This window comes from Allobosea sp. GW821-FHT12C12, from assembly GCF_058807355.1.
On the sequence record NZ_JBXAQP010000006.1, the window covers coordinates 200,833 to 220,671 of the forward strand.

The following is a 19,839-nucleotide window of genomic DNA, read 5'->3' on the forward strand; positions in this document are numbered from 1 at the left end:
CGCCCCCTCAGCCCTTGTGGTCGCGCGCGATCGGCTCGACATAGGACAGCCCCATGTCCCAGGGGAAATAGATCCAGGTGTCCTGGCTCACCTCGGTGACGAAGGTGTCGACGGTCGGCACGCCGGCCGGCTTGGCGTAGACCGTGGCGAAATGGGCGTTGGGCAGCATCTCGCGGACGACGCGGGCGGTCTTGCCGGTGTCGGTCAGGTCGTCGACGACGAGGACGCCCTTGCCCCGCCCGTCGCCGATCGCCTTGATCGAGGGCGCGACGTCCTTCAGCACCTGAAGCTCGGACTGGTTCTTGTAGTCGTGATAGCTCGCGACGCAGACGGTCTCGATCAGCCGCAGGCCGAGCTCGCGGCAGATGATCGCGGCCGGCACCAGCCCGCCGCGCGTGATGCAGACGATCGCCTCGAACGGCCCTTTCTCGGCCAGCCGCCAGGCGAGCGCGCGCGCATCGCGGTGGAACTGGTCCCAGGAGACCGGGAAGGCCTTGTTGGATGAGGGTTCGGCCATGGCTGCGGACTCCGGCGCGACAGCTCGGCGGCCGCCCTTCTTCCGAAACCCTATCGCGCGGACGCTGGCAAGGCCTGAGGCCGCGTCATCCCCAGGGCCGCGTCAACCCGCCAGCCGCGCCCGCTCCGCCGCGACCATCGCGCCGACCGCCGCCGCCGCTTCCGCGAGCCTGTCGGGATCGCGCGAGCGCACCACGATGTTGGTGTCCGGCCCGGTCTCCGACCAGAACGGATAGGAGCCGATCGAGGTGTCCGGATGGGCCTTGGCGATGGCGGCGAGCGCGGTGCCGATGTCGCCTTCCTTCAACCCGGCGCGCACCGTCTCCGACAGCATCCTCACGCCGGTCCTGAGCGTCGGCGCGACGACGTCGAGCATCGCCTGCATGATCGAGGGCACGCCGGCCATGACGTGGACGTTGCCGAGGACGAAGCCCGGCGCCTTCGAGACCGAGTTGGCGATGAGCCCGGCGCCTGCCGGAATCCGGGCCATGCGCAGCCTGGCCTCGTTGAGCTGGTCCGGCGGAAAGCGCTCGGACAGCATGGCGATGGCGCGCGGATCGTGGTCGATCGCGACGCCGAAGGCCTTCGCCACCGCGTCGGCCGTGATGTCGTCATGGGTCGGGCCGATGCCGCCGGTGGTGAAGACGTAGGTCGCCTTGGCCCGCAGCGCGTTCAGCGCGGCGACGATCTCGTCCTCGATATCGGGTACGATCCGGACCTCGCGCAGGTCGATGCCGATATTGGTCAGGTATTCGGCGATGTAGCCGATGTTCCTGTCCTTGGTCCGGCCCGACAGGATCTCGTCGCCGATCACGAGGATCGCGGCGGTGACCGGCTCGGCGGAACGGTTTGCATCATTTGCGGTCATGGCCGGCGCCCCGATTCCACTCAGCTCTTGCGCTCGAAGACGAGGTTCAGCCGCGTCTGCGCGATCAGGCCATAGCCTTTCTGGCCGAGCAGCGCGATCAGGTCGATCTGCCAGCGCTCGCGCGAGTCCTCGATGATGACGAAACCGGGCCAGAGCGCTTCCGGCGCGTCGCGCAGGAACGGTTCGAGGATCAGGTCCTCGGCCCCCTCGACATCGAGCTTGATCGCGTCGAGCCGCTCGTAGCCCTCGCTCTCGACCAGCGCGAGCAGCGTCGTCGCCGGAACCCTGACCGTGCTGCCCAGGCTGGAGCGCAGGATGCGCACGCTCGATTCGCCGCGATTGGCGGCGTCGAGGAACAGCGTCAGCTCGCCCGGCTTGTCGGCGAGCGCGCACGCGATCGCCTTGACCGTGCCGAACGGGTTCTGGGCGATGTTGAAGGCGAGACGCGCGAACACCTCCGGCTGCGGCTCGACCGCCAGGATGCGCGCGCCGGGCCCGGCCTTCGCCGCGACGAACAGCGAATAGGCCCCGATATTCGCGCCGATATCGATGAAGCGGAAGCCGTCGCGGAGACGCCCGGCCAAAAGGTCGCGCTCGATCAGGTCGAAGAATTGCGGCGTGAACAGCACCCGCTTCTCGCAGACATTGCCGTCCGGATAGAGCCGCATCCTCGCGCCGAGCGCTTCGATGTCGACGGGCCGGCCTTCGAGCGAACGCAGGCCGAGCCGGCGCAGCGCATAGGCGAACTTGCGGCCCATGAAAGAATCGGGCGCGCCGCGGGTCCAGGCGATGAGTCGGGCGAGCGTCCCCCTGGGCGCGAACGCGCCGAAGGGCCGGTCTTCCGGCGAGGTCTGTTCGGTGATGGCCATGGCGCGCGTGATACACGCCCCGCGCCGCGCGCGCCAGTTCCGCACAGCCCCCAGCCTTGCGTCGCCCGCCAAACCCAATAGATATGGTCGGCCAAGGAGCGGCCGGGCCAGATGACCTATGACGACACGATCGGGCGCTCGCGCAAGCGCGACCCCGCGATCAAGATCCACGGCGCGGAGGCGTTCGCCGCCATGCGCAAGGCTGGCCGGCTGACCGCGGCCGGGCTCGACATGCTGGGCGATCACGTCAGGCCCGGCGTCACGACCCAGCGTCTCGACGACCTGGCCTACGAGTTCGCCATGGACAACGGCGCCTATCCGGCGACGCTGTTCTATCGCGGCTACACCAAGTCGATCTGCACCTCGATCAACCATGTCGTCTGCCACGGCATCCCGGACGACAAGCCGTTGCGCGAGGGCGACGTCCTCAACATCGACTACACGCTGATCGTCGATGGCTGGCACGGCGATTCGAGCCGGATGTACGGCGTCGGCGAGATCTCGCGCAGGGCCGAGCGGCTGGTCGAGATCACCTATGAGAGCCTGCTTCGCGGCATCGCGGCGGTGCGCGCCGGCGCCACCACCGGCGATATCGGCTTCGCCATCCAGCGCTACGCGGAGAGCGAGCGCTGCTCCGTGGTGCGCGATTTCTGCGGCCACGGCCTGGGGCAGGTCTTCCACGACGCGCCCAACATCCTGCATTACGGCTCGCCCGGCGAAGGCGCGGAGCTGAAGGCCGGCATGCTCTTCACGATCGAGCCGATGATCAATCTCGGCAAGGCCGGGGTGAAGGTGCTGTCGGACGGCTGGACCGCCGTGACGCGCGACCGCTCGCTCTCGGCCCAGTTCGAGCACACGATCGGCGTCACCGAGCAAGGCTGCGAGGTCTTCACGCTCTCGCCCGCCGGGCGCGACAACCCGCTCAAGCCGGCCAGCCCGCAGACGCCTGCATGAGCCCGCCCGCCGGCAAGGGCGCCTCCGGGACGGCCGCGCCCGGAGCCTCTGCCGATACGCCCGCGCCGCACTATCACGGCCATCGCGACCGGCTGCGCCAGCGCTTCCAGGAGGTCGGCGGCGACGCCCTGCCCGACTACGAACTGCTCGAGCTTCTGCTCTTCCGCTCGATCCCGCAGCGCGATGTCAAGCCGCTGGCCAAGGCGATGATCCAGCATTTCGGCTCCTTTTCCGAGGTGCTCGGGGCGCCGCTCGCCCGGCTGACCGAGGTCAGGGGCGTCGGCGAGAGCGTGGCGCTCGATCTCAAGCTGGTCGAGGCGGCGTTCCGGCGCATGGCCAGGGGCGCGGTCGGCAAGCGGCCGGTCCTGTCGTCATGGGCGGCGGTGATCGACTACTGCCGCATGGCGATGGCCTTCGCGGAGCGCGAACAGTTCCGCATCCTCTTTCTCGACAAGAAGAACGCCGTCATCGCCGACGAGGTGCAGCAGACCGGCACGGTCGATCACACCCCGGTCTATCCGCGCGAGGTGATGCGGCGCGCGCTCGAACTCTCCGCAACGGCGATCATCCTCGTCCACAACCACCCATCGGGCGACCCGACCCCCTCGGCCGCCGACGTGAGGATGACACGCGAACTCGTTGACATCGCGAAGCCCCTCGGCATCGCGATCCACGACCACGTCATCGTCGGCCGCGACGGGCATGCCAGCTTCAAGGGGCTTGGACTGATCTGAGAGCGCTGCCGAGGAATGAGGCGGACTCAGCCGAAGGGCTTGGCAACAGGCCTCTTTCCGAACGCTTGCGAATAGGCATAGGCTGTCGCAAACGGGGAAACGGCCTGGCATGACGGCGTTCGATGAGATGTTGGGCAGCGGCGCCGAGCTCCGGCCGGCCTACGAAGCGCTCGACCGCTGGCTGAAGGAGGCGCCGCCCGAGACGCTGGCATTGAGGCGCAGTCAGGCCGAGCTGTTCTTCCGCCGCATCGGCATCACCTTCGCGGTCTATGGCGACGAGGAATCGACCGAGCGTCTGATCCCCTTCGACATCATCCCGCGCGTCCTGACCAAGTCGGAATGGACCAAGCTGGAAAAGGGCCTGCGCCAGCGCGTCACCGCGCTCAACATGTTCCTGGCCGATGTCTACGGACCCAAGGAGTGCCTGAAGGCCGGCATCATCCCGGCCGATCTCGTCTATCGCAACGCCTGCTACCAGCTCGAGATGGTCGACTTCCAGGTGCCGCACGGCATCTACTGCCATATCGCCGGCATCGACGTCGTCAGGGTCGACGCCGACACCTTTTACGTGCTCGAGGACAATGCCCGCACCCCGTCCGGCGTCTCATACATGATGGAGAACCGCGAGGTGATGCTCAGGCTCTTTCCGGAGCTGTTCTCGACCCATCGCGTGGCCCCGGTCGACAACTATCCCGACGAATTGCTGGCGACCCTGCGCTCGGTCGCGCCGCGCAGCGCCCCGTCCGACCCCTCGATCTGCCTGCTGACCCCCGGCCAGTTCAACTCGGCCTTCTACGAGCACTCCTTCCTGGCCGACAAGCTCGGCGTCGAGCTGGTCGAGGGCTCGGACCTCTTGGTCAAGGACGACGTCGTCTACATGCGGACCACGCAGGGGCCCAAGCGCGTCGACGTGATCTACCGCCGGATCGACGACGACTTCATCGATCCGCTGGTCTTCCGCGGCGACTCGGTGCTCGGCGTGCCGGGCATCATCGGCGCCTACAAGGCCGGCAACGTCACGCTGGCGAACGCGGTCGGCACCGGCGTCGCCGACGACAAGGCGGTCTACAGCTACATGCCCGAGATCGTGAGGTTCTTCACCGGCGAGGAGCCGATCCTGAAGAACGTCCCGACCTGGCGCTGCCGCGAGCGCGAGGCCAATTCCTATGTTCTCGACAATCTCGACAAGCTCGTCGTCAAGGAGGTCAACGGCTCGGGCGGCTACGGCATGCTGGTCGGTCCGCACGCCAGCAAGGCGCAGATCGAGACCTTCCGCAAGAAGCTGAAGGCCAGTCCCGAAGGCTTCATCGCCCAGCCGACATTGGCGCTCTCGACCTGCCCGACCTTCGTGGCGTCCGGCGTCGCGCCGCGCCATGTCGACCTGCGTCCCTATGTGCTCTCCGGCGCGAACGGCATCTCCTGCGTGCCCGGCGGCCTGACCCGCGTCGCCCTCAAGGAGGGCTCGCTCGTGGTCAATTCGAGTCAGGGCGGCGGCACCAAGGACACCTGGGTCCTCGATGCATGAGCTTGCTGCGAACCTTCGCTCGGGACAGTCTCAAGACGCCTCCCGCCTCGTCGCCAGAAGGCCCGATCTGACCATGCTCTCGCGCACCGCCGACAGCCTCTACTGGGTCTCCCGCTACGTCGAACGGGCCGAATATCTCGCCCGTATCCTCGACGCGACGATGCGCCTTTCCAACCTGCCGTCCTCCTATGGCGGCGCTGGCACGGAATGGCAGAGCGCGGTCTCGACCGCCGGCTGCGACGACACCTTCGCCAAGGTCTATGGCGAGGCCAACGAGCGCAATGTCTGCGACTTCCTGACCTTCAACCCGGACAACCCCTCCTCGATCCGCAACTGCTTCGCGCTCGCCCGCTCGAACGCCCGCGCGGTGCGCACCGCGCTGACCTCGGAGATGTGGGACGCGCTCAACGGCGCCTGGCTCGAGCTGCAGCGCTTCGAGAAGAAGCGCATGGACCGCGAGGAGTTCGCCCGCTTCCTCGACTGGGTGAAGAACGTCTCGCTCGTCTTCGACGGATCGGCCTATCGGACCATGCTGCGCGACGACGGCTACTGGTTCTCCAGGCTCGGCGTCTATGTCGAGCGCGCCGACAACACCGCCCGCATCCTCGACGTGAAATACCACGTCCTGCTGCCGGCCAACGAACAGGTCGGCGGCTCGCTCGACTATTTCCAGTGGACGACCGTTCTGCGCGAGGTCTCGGCGCTGACCGCCTATCACTGGGTCTATCGCGAGGCGGTGAAGCCGCTGCTGATCGCCGACCTCCTGATCCTGAACCGGCGCATGCCGCGCTCACTCGCCGCCTGCTACGAGAACATCTCGCGCTTTCTCGATGCGCTCGGCGACGCCTATGGCCGCCAGGGCCCGGCCCAGCGCCAGGCGCGCAAGACGCTGGCCAATCTCTCGAACACCCGCATCGACGACATCTTCCAGCACGGGCTGCACGAGTTCATCTCGGACTTCATCACCGAGAACAACCGGCTCGGCGGCACGATCATCGAGCAGTATCTGCAATGAGGCGGTGTCCGCGATGAAACACGGGGTCGCCGGCTCGCTTCCAACCGCGCGCGCCGCTAAACAGAGCCGCTGAACGCCCTCAACCCGCGATACTGCCGAGACGCAAGCGACCGACATGCGGATCCGGATCTCACACTCGATCTCCTACGCCTATGCCGAGCCGGCGCGGCAGATCACGCAGATCCTGCGGCTGACCCCGCGCGATCATGACGGCCAGCACGTCATGGCCTGGCGCATCGAGCCGACCATCGACGGCCGCATCCGCGCCGGCCAGGACCCGTTCGGCAACCTGACCCACACCTTCTCCGCCGACGGACCGATCTCGAGCCTCGCCATCCAGGTCGGCGGACTGATCGAGACCGCCGATCTCGCCGGCGTCGTGCGCGGCGGCCATGAGCGCGTGCCGCCCGAGGTCTTCCACCGCGACACGCTGCTGACGACGCCGGACGAGGCCCTGCGCGGCTTCGCCGAGGAGGCGACGGCCGCCGGCGTCAGCCAGCTCTCGAAGATGCATGCCCTGATGGACGCGCTCCACGCCGAGATGACCTGCCACGCCACCGCCGGGCGCATGGGCGTCGGCGCGGCGGCCGCCTTCCAGGCGCGCGAAGGCATCGCTCAGGACGTCGCCCACGTCTTCATGACCTGCGCCCGCCATCTCGGCCTGCCGGCGCGTTATATCTCGGGCTATGTCGCCGAGACCGACGCCCTGCGCCATGCCAGCGGCGCCCATGCCTGGGCCGAGGTTCATCTCGACGACTATGGCTGGATCGGCTTCGACTGCGCCAACGGCCTGTGCCCGATCGACACCCATGTCCGCGTCGCGACGGGGCTCGATTTCGCCGACGCCGCACCCGTGCGCGGCGCGCGCAAGGGCGGCGACGGCGAGAACCTCGCGGTGCTGGTCAGCGCCCGCCAGGCCGAGGGCCGGACGTCCAACCAGTGACCCGGACGCGGCGCCGCAACCATCTTTGCAAGACGAGGACCATGAAGCCGTGACCTATTGCGCCGGAATCCTCGTCCAGGACGGGCTGGTGATGATCGCCGACACCCGCACCAATGCCGGGCTCGACGACGTCTCGACCTTCCGCAAGCTGCACGTCTTCGCCTGGCCGGGCGAGCGCACCTTCGGACTGATGACCGCGGGCAACCTCTCCGTGACGCAATCGGTCGTCAGCCTGCTGCATGAGGGCATGCCCAATCCCGAGACCGGCGAGCAGGACACGCTGCGCAACGCGCCGACGATGTTCCGCGCGGCGCAACTCGTCGGCCGGGCGATCCGCACCGTGCGCGAACTGGATGGACCGGCCCTGCGCGAGGCCGGGGTGAAGTTCGAGGTCTCGATGCTGTTCGGCGGCCAGATCAAGGGCCAGACGATGCGGCTGTTCATGATCTACGGCGCCGGCAACTTCATCGAATGCGGCATGGACGCGCCCTTCCTGCAGATCGGCGAGCACAAATACGGCAAGCCGATCCTCGACCGCGCCGTCACCTACAAGACCCATCTCTACGATGCGCTGAAGGTCGGGCTGATCTCGATGGACTCGACCATGCGCTCCAATCTCGGCGTCGGCCTGCCGATCGACCTCCTGGTGCTGCGCCGCGATGCCGACGAGCCGGAGCTGAACCGGCGCATCGAGGCCGGCGAGCCCTATTTTCACGACCTGCGCGAGCGCTGGTCGGCGGCGCTGCGGGCGGCGCATACGGCGATCCCGCGCCCGCCCTATGGACCGTCTTCCGGTTGAGGCTTCGCTTGCAGGCCTATTTTTGCGTCCGTGGTCGGTTTCATCGCAACGGGATGTCAACGTTCCGCTGCGAGATTGCCTGCAGGTGACCTCTGGAACGTCTGATGCATTCGCCCGCGACCGCGAAGTTCGGCAACGCGAATTCCTCCGCGCGGATGCTCAGGGGCACGCTCGCCACGCTCGGCTGCGCCTTCCTGCTCGCGCTCGGCGCGGCCGCGGCCATCGTCGTCGCGATCACCAACGACGCCAACCGCCTCGAAGCCACGCGCCAGCGCGACCGTGTCGGCGCGGCCTTCGAAAGCCAGACGCGGCTGCGCCAGCTCAGGCTCGACAATCTGACGGCCACGGGCGAATTGCAGGCGGCGCTGCGCCAGCCGATGCCGCTCGTCGCGCTCCAGAACGCCTTCGTCGCCCTGAGCAGCCGCTTTCTTGAATTCGACGGCGCCTATATCGTGTCCGCGTCGGGCCGCGTCTTCGCCGGCGTCGAAGGCGGCCAGCCGGCCGGACAGGCCGGCTATGACGGGCTGAAGCGCTATCACTATCGCCTCCCCGGCGCGCCGGCTCCGGCACGCGCGCCGGCGAAGCCTGTCGAGGGCGCGCTGCCGGACGGGGCGGCCACGGTCGTCTTCGACGGCCACGAGGCCCTGGTGATCTTCGTCCGCGAGCTGGAAACGATCGCCAACCCGACGATCGCGGCGCGCTTCGGCCCGATCAAGCTCGTCGGCTATCGCCGCCTGACGAACGCGATGCTGTTCGAACTCTCCGAGCGCTACCGCGTCGCCGATGTTCGGCTCGTCGGCACGAAACCGGCCGACGAACTGTCGAGCCTGCCCGTGCTGGGACCGGACGGCGCGGTCAAGGCCTGGCTCGCCTGGAAGCCCGAACGGCCGGGCGACGCCATGCTGGATGAATTCCGCTGGGCGCTGATCGCGGTCGGCCTGCTGTTCTGCGGCATCTTCGCCTACGTCATGCAGCGCCTGCGCGGCGCGGCCCGCGAGATCGCCCTGCGCGAACGCCAGATCCAGCGCCTCGCCGGCCAGGACGAGCTCTCGCTCCTCCCGAACCGGCGCACCTTCGATCTCAGGCTCGACCAGGAGCTTTCGCAGCTCGGCCGGACCGGCGCCAAACTCGCCGTGCTGCTGCTCGATCTCGACCGCTTCAAGGCGGTCAACGACACCTATGGCCATACCGCCGGCGACGAGCTGATCCGCCAGGTGGCGGAGCGGCTCTCGGGCATGATGCGGCTCGGCGACACGGTCGCGCGGCTCGGCGGCGACGAGTTCGGCATCATCCAGACCAACATGGTCGATCCGTCCGGCTGCGCGGCGCTGGGCGAGCGGATCCTGGAGGGGTTGACGCAACCGTTCTCGATCATGGGCGTCGAGACCACGATCGGCTGCTCGATCGGGATCGCGCTGGCGCCGCAGGACGGCAGCGAGCGCGAATCGCTGCTCAAGCTCGCCGACACCGCGCTTTACGAATCGAAGAACAACGGCCGCAACCGCTACTCATTCTTCGAGGCGGGGATGAATCGCGCGCTGCAGGTCAAGCGCATGGTCGAGGAGGATCTGCGCCGCGCCATCGCCGCCGACGAACTCGTGCTGCACTACCAGCCGCAGGTCTCTATCGACGGCTCGACCATCGTCGGCGTCGAGGCGCTGGTGCGCTGGCCGCATCCGATCCATGGCCTGGTGCCGCCATCCGAGTTCATCGGCATCGCCGAGGAGCGCGGACTGATCGTGCCGCTGAGCGAATGGGTGCTGCGACGCGCCTGCACCGAGGCCAGGCGCTGGGACGGCGTCAGGCTCGCCGTCAACGTCTCGCCGATCCAGTTCCGCCACAAGGACTTCGTCGCCAACGTCGTCCGCATCCTCGACGAGACCGGCTTCGACCCGGCCCGGCTGGAGCTGGAGCTGACCGAGGGCGTCGTCGTCGAGGACGCGGATGCGGCCGAGAACGCCATGATGGACCTGCGCGGCCACGGCGTCGGTCTGGCGCTCGACGATTTCGGCACCGGCTATTCGAGCCTGATCTATCTGCGCCGCTTCGCCTTCGACAAGATCAAGATCGACCGCTCTTTCCTCGAATACATGGAAACCACCGGCGAATCCGCGATCCTGGTGCATTCGATCGCGCATCTCGGCCGGGCGCTCGGCCTGCGCGTCTGCGCCGAGGGCGTCGAGACCGCCGAGCAGCACCGCTTCCTGCAGGCCATCGGCTGCCACGAATTGCAGGGTTTCCTGTTCTCGAAAGGCGTCCCGGCCGAAGAAATCGACGCCCTGCTGACGCTCGACGCTCCTTTCGCGGCGGCCCTGGCGGCTGCCTGAGCCGCTAGCGCGCTTTCGCGCCAGATCGATGAGCATGTTCCGATCGAAAAGTGGCGCCCGCTTTTTCGGAACAGGCTTTCAGAACAATCCCGACACGCCGCTGACGATCGCATAGGCGAAGCCGGCGCGCCGGCAAGGCGCGCTGGACCGCCCTGGCGAGTTCGGCCCGGCCGATGCTCTTGGAGAGCAGCGCCCGCGGCAGCCAGGGCGTGGCTCGCCCGGCCAGCATCTGGGCGGCGACGAAGGCCAGCACGAGGCCGCACGCCAGCGGCATCGGCAGGCAGTTGGGCAGGCCGAGCAGCACGACCAGCAGCGCATAGGCCTTGCCCCCAGGCTGTGCGAAAACTGTCCGCCACGACTCGAGATCATCCGCGACAAAATCGGACCAATCTCGGTTATTCGACCGGCATGCCATCCAACCCGCAACCTGCCATCGCATGATTCCTCGCGACAGCATGCGGGAATGGCCACCCTGGGCCCGTCGGTCAGGCCCGGTGCCGGTTGAAGGCGGCCAGAATGCCCATCGCCTCCGCGATTCGGCGCATGTCCTCTTCGTGAAGCACCCGCTTCGGGCCACGCATCACGATGCCCCAATTGGCATCGTGATCGCGCGTTAGCCGCAGATCGCCGAGAAGCGGTCTGATCGGAGCTGCCCTGGCAGCCTTCAGATAGTCCACATCGACGCGGTACGGATTGAAGTCCATCGCCTGTTCGAAGCGGTACGGCGCTTCCGAGGTGACGCGGCCGATCGTCGTGAACGCCTGCACCGTCGCGCCTTCACCCATGCCCTCGCGCGGAGAATAATAAACAATCCAGTCGCCCTTCTTGAGAGACTTCACGGCGATATGCTTGCCATGCCCGAGTTGGGCAAAACCACCGTCACGACCCCTGCGCGCGTGCTCCGCCGATGCGACACCCATCCAATATGTCACGATCCAATTCCTCAGGCGCCGGCTGGGTGAAGCTGCGCGAGGCCACGGACCGTCTGTTCAACCACCTGACGATAGTCAGCCGTCGGGCGGCCGATCAGTGCGCTGAGTTGGCGGCCGTTGTCTTCCAATGCCCCCTTGGACGCGGCGACATCGGAGTCCGCGATAAGTTCGGCCAGGCTCTCGGGGAGACCCATGCCGACCAGCGCGTTCTTGAAGACGGCGCCGGGCATATCCTTATAGACGATGGGCTTGCCCGCGGACCTGGCGATCGCGTCGGCAAATTCGGCCAAGCTGTAGCTTTGGTCGCCCGCCAGCTCGTAGATGCGTCCCGCGTGCCCTTCGGTCGAGAGCACGACGGCTGCGGATTCGGCGAAGTCAGCACGGGTGGCGGTCGAGAACCGCCCTTCGCCCGCACTACCGATCACCGCTCCATGGAGAAGCGCCGGGGCCACCGACGCCATGTGGTTCTCCATGTACCACCCATGCCGCAGCCGCACGACCGGAAGGCCAGATGTTTTCAGGAGAGACTCTGTCCGCAGATGGTCTCCGCCCAGACCAAGGGATGAGGTGTCGGCATGAAGCAGGCTCGTATAGGCTAACAAGCCGATGCCTCTGGCCTTCGCGGCCTCAATGACATTCTGGTGCTGGGATAAGCGGTCACTCTCCATGCTCGACGAGATCAGCAACAACCTGTCGATGCCGGCGAAGGCCACCAGAAGGGTATCGGGCCGCGAATAGTCGGCGATGCGGAGTTCGACGCCCTGCGCGGCGATCTGCGTGGCGACGTCGTGGTCAAGCGACCGGACGCCCGCAACGATGTTGCTCGCCGGAACTCTCTTGAGAAGTTCCGTGATCACGAGGCGGCCAAGCGCGCCGGTCGAGCCGGTGACAAAGAGCCGAGGCTGTTTGGAATTTATCATGCCGTTTTCCTTGGTCGCCAAATCAGGACTTCACGACCGTATGAGCCGTGATGGAGTAGCCGAACGGATCCCGGAAAGCGAAATATCGGCCGAACGGTCCATCCTTCGGAGCAAACTCGATTTCGACGCCTTGACCGACGAGATGGTCGTGCAGTGAATCCGCGTCGTCGCAGCCGAACCAGATGGCAATGCCCCAGCCCAGCTTATCGGTCGCCTCCAGGTCGATGACAGGCGCGCGGACGGCAAACGGAATCGGCTTCGTATCGAACACGACCGCTCCTGGCGGGCTCATTGATGCGGGCTGAAGCCCGACGACGCCGGTGTAGAAGGTGCGCGCGGCTTCAATGTCCTCGACTTGAATGCCAATGAAATCGGGTCCGATCAGATGCGGCATGACGGGGTTTCCTTCTATTGTCGGATTTGATAATATCAGGGCACTGATATAATATAAGGACCCTGATATGTCAATGCGGGTTTACTGATGGACGACCCCTATGCGACGATAGGCTTCGCGCTGAAACAGGCCCAACAAGCGCTCCGGACGCGCATGGATGCGCAATTGCGTCAGATCGGCCTGACCACGCCGCAATATGCGGTGCTCACCTACTTGAAGGTCGAACCCGGAGCTTCGAACGCCGCGCTGGCGCGCCAGGCCTTCATCACGCCCCAGACGATGCAGGCAATTCTCGTCACGCTCGAGAAGTCCGGTTTCATCAAACGTACGCCTCATCCAGAACATGGGCGCGTTCAGAAGACCGGGTTGACACCCTCGGGAGATCAAGCCTTGGAGGCAGCCGCTGAAATCGTTGCCGATGTCGAAAAACGCCTTGTCGATGCGGCGGCGCCGCTGGACGCCCCGCTTGTAGCAGAGATGCTCATGCGGCTCGCGAATGCACTTCGATAACTGCGGCTTTCGCGACAAAGCGAACGTTAGCCGCCTGTCGGCAAGCGCCGCGTTCGTCCAGTTTTGTCGGAGGCATGGACTGATCGGGGGGCACACGGTCGCTCTCGACGGCACGAAGATGAGAGCCGTTGCCAGCCCGAAGAACATCGCAGGCGCGGAGCGGCTTGCGCGGGACCTCGTGCACACCGAACGAGAGATCAGCTACTATCTGGAGCGACTGGACACGATCGACGAGCACGTTGAACAGGGGGTCAGCGACAAGCCCGTTCATCGCGAAGCGTTTCAGGGCGCCATTGCCGCGCTCCAGCGGCGAAGAGACCGCTTGGCCAAACGTCGGATCGAACTGGAAAAGCGTGAAGAGAAGGCGCTGGTCTTCGGCGAGCCGGACGCCAACCGATGGATTATGCGAGGGCGCCGAAGGTGCCTTCCTACAATCTCCAAAGTGTCGTCGATGTCGAAAGCGGCCTCCTCGTCCATCGCGACGACACTGGGGTCGGCCGGGTCGAGGCGGGACCAGCGGCCCAGCCCGCGCGCGACGCGGGCAACAAGCTCCATGGAAAGCGTGCATTCAATGCAATGTGAGCACGCCGTTCACATTGAGGATCTCGGCGGGACGGATCAGGCGCGAATGCGCGACGGTGACGGAGTGCAGTGGCCCGTCGAGCTCGCGCCGCCAGAAGTCGAGGAAGTCATGCAGCTCGGGGAAGCGCGGAGCGAGATCGTATTTCTGCCAGATGAAGGTCTGGAGCAGGCTCGGATGGTCGGGCATGCGGTAGAGGATCGTCGCCGTCGTCAGTCCGTAGCCTGCGAGTTGCCGGATGAAATCCGTCGATGCCATCGCCATTCTCCCTCTTCGCAACAGGATAAAGCTTAGCCAGATGTGCCGAGGCTGCTCCCGAATGGTTAACAGGGCCTTGCGTCGCTCCCGCCAAGCTGCTGCAATCAGGGCGTGCGCCATGGCCGTGCCGCCAATGGCGCAGTGTCGCGGGAGCGTGCGTGAAGTGGCGTCGCGCAGAGGCTGTCTCGGTGCCGCTCGCCATCCTGGCGTGCCTTCTGACCGCGCCTCGAGCTCATGCCGAAGACGAGTTCGGCGAGCGCGACCCGGTCTCGACCGTGCTCTTCGCCTCGCTGGAAGGAGGCCCGGCCAAACGCTTCGCAGCTTTCGGCCTGAAGACGGCGCTGACCGGCGGTCTCGACAGCGGCGGCTTCCGGACCCTGATCAAGCTCGGCGGCGCACAGGAGACGCCCAACGGCCCGCGCCCGCGCGGCAATCTCTACAAGGCCGAGGCACAGGCGCTGCTCGGCTATGAATGGCGCGTCGGCGACACGTTTCTGGCGCTCTATGCCGGCCCCGACTACGAGGAGGATATCCGCGTCTGCGGCTGCGCCGTTTCGGTGACGACGCGCTTCGGCGCGCGCCTCCAGGGCGACCTCTGGGCGACGCCGACGCGCGAGACGATGGTCCAGGCCGGCGCCTACGCCTCGACCATGGACCGCCGGCTCTGGGGCCGGCTGGCCGGCGGCTGGGCCGTCCCGCTCGGCCTCTATCTCGGCCCCGAGATCGAGGCCTATCGGCAGGCCGGCTATCACAAGCTGCGGCTCGGCCTGCATGCGACGGGTTTCAGGTTTCTCGGCCTGAGCTGGCGGCTCTCCGGCGGCTGGGAGAGGACGAGCGACCGGGCCGGCGCAGCCTATGTCACCCTCGGGGTCCACTGGCGGCGCTAGCACTCATGGCGGCCGAGTCCAGAAAGCGCGCCGCATCCGCCGCGATCTCGGCGCGACGGGCGGGAGGCATCTTCGCCAGCGTGCGATAGGGCATCGCCAGACGCGGGTTGCGCCCGAGCCTCGCCTCGTTCCCGATCAGGAAATTCCAGTAGAGATAGTTGAACGGACAGGCGGTCTCGCCGGCCTTGAGCTTTACGTCGTAGGCGCAGGCGCCGCAGTAATCCGACATGCGGTCGATATAGGCGCCGGACGCCGCATAGGGTTTCGAGCCGAGCAGCCCGCCATCGGCCCACATCACCATGCCATGGGTGTTGGGCAGCTCGACCCAGTCATAGGCATCGGCATAGACGGCGAGATACCACTCCTCGATCTCGGCCGGGGCAATGCCCGCCAGCAGCGCGAAATTGCCCGTCACCATCAGCCTCTGGATATGGTGGGCATAGGCATGCCGGCGCGTGTCGTCGACGCATTGCCGCAGGCAATTCATCTCCGTCTCGCCGCTCCAGTAGAACCAGGGCAGCTTGCGGCCGGCCGAGAGCGCATTCGTCGCGGCATAGTCCGGCATCTCGCGCCAGTAGATTCCGCGCACATATTCGCGCCAGCCGATGATCTGGCGGACGAAGCCTTCGACCGCGTTGAGCGGCGCCTTGCCGGCCCGCCACGCCTCCTCGGCTGCCCGGCAGACCTCGAGCGGCTCGAGCAGGCCGCAATTGAGATAGGGCGAGATCAGGCCGTGGAAGAGGAATGGCTCGCCCGCCTTCATCGCGTCCTGATAGTCGCCGAAGCCCGGCAGGCCGTCGCGGATGAAGCCGTCGAGCGCGGCCAGCGCGCCCTCGCGCGTCACGGCCCAGCGGAACGGTTCGAGATCGCCGAAATTCTCCGGGAAGCGGGCCGCGACGAGAGCCAGGACCTCCCGCGTCGTCGCGTCCGGCTCGAACGCGTCGCGTGAGGGCGGCACGACGTCGCGTGGCAGCGCCTTGCGGTTGTCGCGGTCGAAATTCCACTGGCCGCCCTCCGGCTCCTCGCCATCCATCAAGAGCCCGGTCCGCCGCCGCATCTCGCGATAGAAGACCTCCATGCGGTAGCTCCTGCGGCCATGCGCCCAGGCGGCGAACTCGGTGCGCGAGCAGACGAACCGGGCATCCGGGAAGATGTGGAACGGCGCGGCCAGCTCCTCGCGCCAGTCCTGCATCATCTCGAAGACGCGCCATTCGCCGGGCTCGGTCATGATCACCGCGTCCGGCCCGTGCCGCGCGATCGCGCGCCTCAGCTCGCCACCCAGGGAGCCGGTATTGCCCCGATCTTCCAACGCGACATAGTCCACCCGAACGCCCTCTTCCCGCAGCGCCTGCGCGAAATGGCGCATCGCCGAGAGGATCAGCGCGATCTTCTGCTTGTGGTGGCCGACATAGGAGGTCTCCTCCGCGACCTCGACCATCAGCACCGTGTCGCGGGCCATGTCGAGGTCGGCGAGCGACGAGATCGAGCGGCTGAGCTGGTCGCCGAGGATGAAGCGCAGCGCGCCCATCAGCCCTTGATGCGCAGCGAGGAGCGGCCGCCATCGACGCCGACGATCTGGCCGGTGATCCAGGACGCCTCGGCCGAGACCAGCAGCGCCGCCAGCGGCGCGATGTCCTCCGCGTCGCCCAGCCGCTGCAGCGGGTGAAGCTCCGCGATCGCCTTCGCCATCGCCTCGTTGCCGGTCAGCGCCCCGGCGAGCGGAGTCTTCGTCAGGGAGGGCGCGATGCAGTTGACCCTGATCTTCGGCGCAAGCTCGGCCGCGAGCGCCAGCGTCAGACCCTCGACCGCGCCCTTGGCCATGGCGACGGAGGCATGGGCCGCGAAGCCCTGCGCCACGGCGACGGTCGAGAACAGCACGACGCCCGCCGTCGCCTCGGCCTGCTTCAAAGCCGGCAGCGCCGCTTGAATCGCCTTGGCGGCGCCGAGCGCGTTGAGGCTGAAATCCTTAAGGAAATCCGCATCGCTCAGCCGGGCGACCGGCTTCAGGTTGATCGTGCCGACGGCGTAGACGAGACCCGCCAGCCCGCCGCCGGCCGCCGCCGCCTCGCTCGCTTCGACGAAGACCGCATCGTTCGCGACGTCGCCGAGCGTGAAGCCGGCGCCCAGCTCCTCGGCCACGGCTTCGAGCTTGCCGGCGTCGCGGCCGACGAGATGCAGCCCGTGGCCCCTCGCCTTCAGCGCCCGCCCGGTCGCCGACCCGATGCCGCCGCTGCCGCCATAGATCAGGATCGTCCCGGCCATTCACACCCGCCTTTTCGCCCCTCTCTCCGGGCATGCGCCCGTGACCACGAAGCTAGGGCGGCAACGGCGAAGGGCGAGGCTTGCGATGGCGAAGATGGTGCGCAAGGGCGATCCGCCGCGGAAGACCTGCCTCGCCCGCGGTCGCCCCTTCGCCTGGCGCAAGAGATGGGAGCGGGTCTGGGACGAGGTGAGGTATTGCTCGGAACGATGCCGGAGGGAGGCGAAGACGTGACTCGTCAGGGCTTGATCGCCGGTTCGATGTCGGTCTTGCTGAAATCATTGCCGATGAAGAGCAATGGACAACCGAATCTCTTCGCAACGGCGTAAGAAAAACAATCGCCAAAATTGAGTTTCGCCGGATGGGCGCCCCGGCCGAACATCCGAAGGGCCGCAGCAGCCTGTCGCGCTTCGTCCATGCCCACGGGTATGACCTTGAAACCGGAGTTGGTGACGATACGATCCATCTGTTCACGGAGGTCGCGCCTGCCCGCCACGATCAACGCATCAGTCAACGTGCCCGATGAAATGATCAGCGCAGTCGCATTCGCCAGAGCAAAACCGCAGGCGTCAGCCTCCGGCTCCTCCAGGATGATCGCCATCAAGGCCGACGTATCGACGGCGATCACGCCGGCAGTCCATCCTCGTCATAAAGGAAATCCTGACTCCGGGCGGCGCACGGCCCTGGCAAAACCTTGCCGCGCGCCGATGCCTGAATCTCGGCGATCAGGCGAAACCGCTCTTCCGGGTCGGCATAGGCTGGACAGGAACCAGCTTCACCGCAGGCTGGCCATGCCGTGTCAAAACCACCTCCTCGCCAGCTTCCGCCCGGCGGACAAGATCGGTCAATTGTGCCTTTGCTTCGCTAACAGGCACGTCCATCGACGCCTCCTTGAACTTCGCGATGCCCTCAAATTAGACCATCCTCTGGCTAATTCAACGCAGTCCCGTCAGCGCCTTCAACGCCTCCGGCGTATCGACATCGAGCGCGATGGCAGGATCGTCCAGCGCCACCTCGATCACGGCGTCGCCCGCCTCGTCGAGCAGCCGGCGCGCGCCCTGATCGCCGGTCAGGCCGGCGACCGCCGCGAACAGCCCCCGCGCCAGCAGGACCGGATTGCCGCGCTGCCCGAACAGCGTCGGGACCACCGCGAGCGCCTCGCGCTGCGCCGCGAAGACCTGCGCCAGCCGGTCGATCGCGGCCGCCGTCACGTTCGGCATGTCGCCGAGCGACACGACGGCGCCCGGAGCCATCGCCGGCAGCGCCGCGAGCCCGGCCTTGACCGAGCTTGCGAGGCCGGAGGCGAAATCGGGATTATGCGCGAAGCTGACGTCGAGCCCCGCCAGAGCCGCCTCGACCTCGGCGCGCTGATGTCCCGTCACGACGATCACCGGCGCGGTCTTCGAGGCGAGCTGCGCCTCGACGGCGTGACGAACCATCGGCTTGCCGCGCACCGGCTGGAGCAGCTTGTTCGCCGGCCCCATCCGGGTCGAACGCCCGGCCGCCAGCACGAGCCCGGCGACGGGCGCCGCCTCCAGCCGCTCGGGCGCGCGCGGCTGCGGCCGCGAGACGATTTCCATCAGGAGGCCGCCGACGCCCATCGCCTGAATGTCGGAACGCGTGACGGGAATGCCGGCGAGGCAGCGCTGGAGCACCCAGTCGAAACCGTTCTCCCTGGGCGAGCGCGCGCAGCCGGGCGCGCCGATCACAGGCTTGCCGGCAAGCTCGCCGATCAGCAGCAGGTTGCCGGGATCGACCGGCATGCCGAGATGCTCGATCCGCCCTCCGGCCTCCAGCAACGCCTGCGGAATCACGTCGCGCCGGTCGGTGATGGCTGACGCTCCGAAGACCACGACGATGTCGGGCGGGCCGGCGGCCAGGGCCGCGATCGACCTGGCCAGCGGCTCGACCACATGCGGCACGCGCTCATCGGCGCAAAGCCCGGCCCCGGCGGGCGACAGCCGCTCGGCCATGACGCGCAAGGTCTTGTCGACGACGGACGCCTTCAGGCCGGGCAGCAGGGTCGAGATCACGCCGACGGAGAGCGGCCGATAGGCCGCGACCGAGACCGGCGCCGCGCCGGCCAGCGCCGCCAGCGCCTCCCCGAGCAGCGCTTCCGGCAGGCCATAGGGAATGATCTTGACGGTGCCGACCATCTCGCCGGCCACGACGGCCTTCAGCGTCGGCAGAGTCGCGACCGTTATCGCCTCGTCGATCCGGTTGAGCGTATCGATCGCGGCCACGTCCAGCGTCAGCACGCCGGCGGCTTCGGCGAACAGGTTGACCCGGCCGGTGAAGGCCTTCTCGACCGTGACGCCCTGCCCGGCCAGCGCCGCCGCCAGCCGGGTCGCGGCCGCGTTCTCGTCGATATCGCCCGGCTCGAACCGCACCGCGACGAGTTCCCTGACGCCCGCCGCGCTCAGCCTTGCGACATCGGCGGCCGTGACGGTCGCGCCCTTGCGGATGACGAGGTCGCCGGCGCGCACGCTGTGCGCGGCGACGCAGCCTTCGGCCTCGGCGATCGCAACGGGGCCGAACTTCATCGCGG

General features: G+C 67.3%; 21 protein-coding genes and 2 pseudogenes. 10 read left to right on the forward strand and 13 right to left on the reverse strand.

All coding sequences use genetic code 11. From position 1 onward, the window contains the following. Window positions 1-7: 7 nt before the first annotated feature. The 3 genes from gpt to AC1RRW_RS11255 all read right to left on the reverse strand — a co-directional run bounded on the left by gpt (window position 8) and on the right by AC1RRW_RS11255 (window position 2,253). Window positions 8-517: a xanthine phosphoribosyltransferase gene (gene gpt / locus AC1RRW_RS11245; RefSeq protein WP_492900829.1), complete on the reverse strand. Its 510-nt coding sequence runs from the start codon at window positions 515-517 to the stop codon at window positions 8-10. 102 nt (window positions 518-619) lie between these two features. Beyond that, window positions 620-1,384, reverse strand: coding sequence for a competence/damage-inducible protein A (locus AC1RRW_RS11250; protein ID WP_492900830.1), 765 nt, complete (start codon window positions 1,382-1,384; stop codon window positions 620-622). Between the two features lie 20 nt (window positions 1,385-1,404). After that, window positions 1,405-2,253, reverse strand: a complete 849-nt coding sequence (locus AC1RRW_RS11255; RefSeq protein ID WP_492900832.1) for an FkbM family methyltransferase — start codon at window positions 2,251-2,253, stop codon at window positions 1,405-1,407. Window positions 2,254-2,364: 111 nt separating this feature from the next. Between AC1RRW_RS11255 and map the strand changes: the two genes are divergently transcribed. The 7 genes from map (at window position 2,365) to AC1RRW_RS11290 (ending at window position 10,550) form a co-directional block, all read left to right on the forward strand. Next, window positions 2,365-3,207, forward strand: a complete 843-nt coding sequence (gene map, locus AC1RRW_RS11260; protein WP_492900833.1) for a type I methionyl aminopeptidase — start codon at window positions 2,365-2,367, stop codon at window positions 3,205-3,207. Beyond that, complete coding sequence (gene radC, locus AC1RRW_RS11265; RefSeq protein ID WP_492900834.1) at window positions 3,204-3,941, forward strand: RadC family protein; 738 nt, start codon at window positions 3,204-3,206, stop codon at window positions 3,939-3,941. The genes map and radC overlap by 4 nt, the downstream gene beginning before the upstream one ends. A 109-nt stretch (window positions 3,942-4,050) precedes the next feature. Next, entirely contained in the window at window positions 4,051-5,466 is a 1,416-nt protein-coding gene (locus AC1RRW_RS11270) for a circularly permuted type 2 ATP-grasp protein (protein WP_492900835.1), read from the forward strand. A 73-nt stretch (window positions 5,467-5,539) separates the two neighbouring features. Further along, complete coding sequence (locus AC1RRW_RS11275; RefSeq protein ID WP_492900836.1) at window positions 5,540-6,481, forward strand: alpha-E domain-containing protein; 942 nt, start codon at window positions 5,540-5,542, stop codon at window positions 6,479-6,481. 115 nt (window positions 6,482-6,596) lie between these two features. Then, window positions 6,597-7,424 (forward strand): transglutaminase family protein, encoded by an 828-nt coding sequence (locus AC1RRW_RS11280; RefSeq protein WP_492900837.1) that lies wholly within the window; start codon window positions 6,597-6,599, stop codon window positions 7,422-7,424. 49 nt (window positions 7,425-7,473) lie between these two features. After that, window positions 7,474-8,223: a proteasome-type protease gene (locus tag AC1RRW_RS11285; protein WP_492900838.1), complete on the forward strand. Its 750-nt coding sequence runs from the start codon at window positions 7,474-7,476 to the stop codon at window positions 8,221-8,223. Between the two features lie 104 nt (window positions 8,224-8,327). Then, complete coding sequence (locus AC1RRW_RS11290; RefSeq protein ID WP_492900839.1) at window positions 8,328-10,550, forward strand: putative bifunctional diguanylate cyclase/phosphodiesterase; 2,223 nt, start codon at window positions 8,328-8,330, stop codon at window positions 10,548-10,550. A gap of 97 nt (window positions 10,551-10,647) precedes the next feature. Here the strand turns inward: AC1RRW_RS11290 and AC1RRW_RS11295 are convergent. The 4 genes and pseudogenes from AC1RRW_RS11295 to AC1RRW_RS11310 all read right to left on the reverse strand — a co-directional run. Next, a pseudogene (locus tag AC1RRW_RS11295) lies at window positions 10,648-11,007 on the reverse strand (exopolysaccharide biosynthesis protein); the annotation flags it as partial. A 28-nt stretch (window positions 11,008-11,035) separates the two neighbouring features. Further along, window positions 11,036-11,470 (reverse strand): EVE domain-containing protein, encoded by a 435-nt coding sequence (locus AC1RRW_RS11300; protein WP_492900841.1) that lies wholly within the window; start codon window positions 11,468-11,470, stop codon window positions 11,036-11,038. Window positions 11,471-11,493: 23 nt separating this feature from the next. After that, a complete protein-coding gene (locus tag AC1RRW_RS11305) occupies window positions 11,494-12,402 on the reverse strand; it encodes an SDR family oxidoreductase (RefSeq protein ID WP_492900842.1) in 909 nt (302 codons plus the stop codon). 22 nt (window positions 12,403-12,424) lie between these two features. Next, on the reverse strand, window positions 12,425-12,796 hold the full coding sequence (locus AC1RRW_RS11310; protein WP_492900843.1) for a VOC family protein: 372 nt from the start codon (window positions 12,794-12,796) through the stop codon (window positions 12,425-12,427). A gap of 87 nt (window positions 12,797-12,883) precedes the next feature. On the opposite strand from AC1RRW_RS11310, the gene AC1RRW_RS11315 reads away from it, so the two are divergent. Continuing rightward, the gene (locus AC1RRW_RS11315; protein ID WP_492900844.1) at window positions 12,884-13,306 is read left to right on the forward strand and encodes a MarR family winged helix-turn-helix transcriptional regulator; all 423 of its coding nucleotides are present in this window, start codon (window positions 12,884-12,886) and stop codon (window positions 13,304-13,306) included. A gap of 568 nt (window positions 13,307-13,874) precedes the next feature. Here the strand turns inward: AC1RRW_RS11315 and AC1RRW_RS11320 are convergent. Further along, on the reverse strand, window positions 13,875-14,144 hold the full coding sequence (locus AC1RRW_RS11320; RefSeq protein WP_492900845.1) for an usg protein: 270 nt from the start codon (window positions 14,142-14,144) through the stop codon (window positions 13,875-13,877). Between the two features lie 158 nt (window positions 14,145-14,302). Between AC1RRW_RS11320 and bcsS the strand changes: the two genes are divergently transcribed. Further along, window positions 14,303-15,031 (forward strand): cellulose biosynthesis protein BcsS, encoded by a 729-nt coding sequence (gene bcsS, locus AC1RRW_RS11325; protein WP_492900846.1) that lies wholly within the window; start codon window positions 14,303-14,305, stop codon window positions 15,029-15,031. Here bcsS and AC1RRW_RS11330 read toward each other — a convergent pair. Together AC1RRW_RS11330 and AC1RRW_RS11335 are read right to left on the reverse strand one after the other, a co-directional pair. Then, the gene (locus AC1RRW_RS11330; protein ID WP_492900847.1) at window positions 15,003-16,559 is read right to left on the reverse strand and encodes a cryptochrome/photolyase family protein; all 1,557 of its coding nucleotides are present in this window, start codon (window positions 16,557-16,559) and stop codon (window positions 15,003-15,005) included. The two genes, bcsS and AC1RRW_RS11330, sit on opposite strands and share 29 nt — an antisense overlap. Continuing rightward, a complete protein-coding gene (locus AC1RRW_RS11335) occupies window positions 16,559-17,293 on the reverse strand; it encodes an SDR family NAD(P)-dependent oxidoreductase (protein ID WP_492900848.1) in 735 nt (244 codons plus the stop codon). The genes AC1RRW_RS11330 and AC1RRW_RS11335 overlap by 1 nt, the downstream gene beginning before the upstream one ends. A gap of 85 nt (window positions 17,294-17,378) precedes the next feature. Between AC1RRW_RS11335 and AC1RRW_RS11340 the strand changes: the two genes are divergently transcribed. Beyond that, window positions 17,379-17,525, forward strand: coding sequence for a DUF2256 domain-containing protein (locus AC1RRW_RS11340; RefSeq protein ID WP_492900849.1), 147 nt, complete (start codon window positions 17,379-17,381; stop codon window positions 17,523-17,525). A gap of 4 nt (window positions 17,526-17,529) precedes the next feature. On the opposite strand, the gene AC1RRW_RS11345 is transcribed toward AC1RRW_RS11340, so the two are convergent. From AC1RRW_RS11345 to AC1RRW_RS11355, 3 genes and pseudogenes are all read right to left on the reverse strand, one after another. Then, complete coding sequence (locus tag AC1RRW_RS11345; protein ID WP_492900850.1) at window positions 17,530-17,919, reverse strand: type II toxin-antitoxin system VapC family toxin; 390 nt, start codon at window positions 17,917-17,919, stop codon at window positions 17,530-17,532. Next, a pseudogene (locus AC1RRW_RS11350) lies at window positions 17,916-18,172 on the reverse strand (type II toxin-antitoxin system Phd/YefM family antitoxin). The gene AC1RRW_RS11345 and the pseudogene AC1RRW_RS11350 overlap by 4 nt, the downstream one beginning before the upstream one ends. A gap of 54 nt (window positions 18,173-18,226) precedes the next feature. Next, window positions 18,227-19,834 (reverse strand): NTP transferase domain-containing protein, encoded by a 1,608-nt coding sequence (locus AC1RRW_RS11355; protein WP_492900851.1) that lies wholly within the window; start codon window positions 19,832-19,834, stop codon window positions 18,227-18,229. Between the last annotated feature and the right edge of the window lie 5 nt (window positions 19,835-19,839).

Coding starts and splice junctions, on each gene's coding strand:
- AC1RRW_RS11330 (WP_492900847.1), bottom strand. CDS start 16,559: ATGGGCGCGCTGCGCTTCATCCTCGGCGACCAGCTCAGCCGCTCGATC.
- AC1RRW_RS11340 (WP_492900849.1), top strand. CDS start 17,379: ATGGCGAAGATGGTGCGCAAGGGCGATCCGCCGCGGAAGACCTGCCTC.
- AC1RRW_RS11310 (WP_492900843.1), bottom strand. CDS start 12,796: ATGCCGCATCTGATCGGACCCGATTTCATTGGCATTCAAGTCGAGGAC.
- AC1RRW_RS11290 (WP_492900839.1), top strand. CDS start 8,328: ATGCATTCGCCCGCGACCGCGAAGTTCGGCAACGCGAATTCCTCCGCG.
- AC1RRW_RS11320 (WP_492900845.1), bottom strand. CDS start 14,144: ATGGCATCGACGGATTTCATCCGGCAACTCGCAGGCTACGGACTGACG.
- map (WP_492900833.1), top strand. CDS start 2,365: ATGACCTATGACGACACGATCGGGCGCTCGCGCAAGCGCGACCCCGCG.
- AC1RRW_RS11275 (WP_492900836.1), top strand. CDS start 5,540: ATGCTCTCGCGCACCGCCGACAGCCTCTACTGGGTCTCCCGCTACGTC.
- AC1RRW_RS11270 (WP_492900835.1), top strand. CDS start 4,051: ATGACGGCGTTCGATGAGATGTTGGGCAGCGGCGCCGAGCTCCGGCCG.
- AC1RRW_RS11255 (WP_492900832.1), bottom strand. CDS start 2,253: ATGGCCATCACCGAACAGACCTCGCCGGAAGACCGGCCCTTCGGCGCG.
- AC1RRW_RS11300 (WP_492900841.1), bottom strand. CDS start 11,470: ATGGGTGTCGCATCGGCGGAGCACGCGCGCAGGGGTCGTGACGGTGGT.
- radC (WP_492900834.1), top strand. CDS start 3,204: ATGAGCCCGCCCGCCGGCAAGGGCGCCTCCGGGACGGCCGCGCCCGGA.
- gpt (WP_492900829.1), bottom strand. CDS start 517: ATGGCCGAACCCTCATCCAACAAGGCCTTCCCGGTCTCCTGGGACCAG.
- AC1RRW_RS11250 (WP_492900830.1), bottom strand. CDS start 1,384: ATGACCGCAAATGATGCAAACCGTTCCGCCGAGCCGGTCACCGCCGCG.
- AC1RRW_RS11305 (WP_492900842.1), bottom strand. CDS start 12,402: ATGATAAATTCCAAACAGCCTCGGCTCTTTGTCACCGGCTCGACCGGC.
- AC1RRW_RS11355 (WP_492900851.1), bottom strand. CDS start 19,834: ATGAAGTTCGGCCCCGTTGCGATCGCCGAGGCCGAAGGCTGCGTCGCC.
- AC1RRW_RS11335 (WP_492900848.1), bottom strand. CDS start 17,293: ATGGCCGGGACGATCCTGATCTATGGCGGCAGCGGCGGCATCGGGTCG.
- AC1RRW_RS11315 (WP_492900844.1), top strand. CDS start 12,884: ATGGACGACCCCTATGCGACGATAGGCTTCGCGCTGAAACAGGCCCAA.
- AC1RRW_RS11280 (WP_492900837.1), top strand. CDS start 6,597: ATGCGGATCCGGATCTCACACTCGATCTCCTACGCCTATGCCGAGCCG.